This window comes from Colwellia sp. MB02u-9, assembly GCF_014077085.1.
GTDB lineage: Bacteria > Pseudomonadota > Gammaproteobacteria > Enterobacterales > Alteromonadaceae > Cognaticolwellia.
This window is the reverse complement of sequence record NZ_JACGVF010000047.1, coordinates 1-261: the sequence shown is the minus strand read 5'-3', so window position 1 is coordinate 261 and position 261 is coordinate 1. Positions and strand designations below refer to the sequence as shown.

The window sequence follows — 261 nt, the reverse complement described above, 5'->3', positions numbered from 1 at the left end:
AACGTTTAGCACAATAACCGGTAGCTTAACGGGCACACCGACTAATGATGATATTGGTACCACCTCAGGTATTGTCATCAGTGTTGCCGATGCTGCGAATGCATCAGACAGCTTAGCGGCCTTTAATCTGACCGTTTCAAACACCAACGATGCGCCGGTAATAACAGGTACACCAGCCACAACGGTAGCTGAAGATACTGCCTACAGCTTTACTCCTATAGTTTCTGATGTTGATGTAGGGGATACCCAAAGCTTTAGTAT

At 46.0% G+C, this 261-nt stretch carries 1 protein-coding gene; it reads left to right on the top strand.

Annotated features, from left to right (window positions below; translation table 11 throughout):
* A partial coding sequence (locus H4J65_RS18245) for a hypothetical protein (RefSeq protein WP_182193999.1) occupies positions 1-261 on the top strand: 261 nt, incomplete at both ends.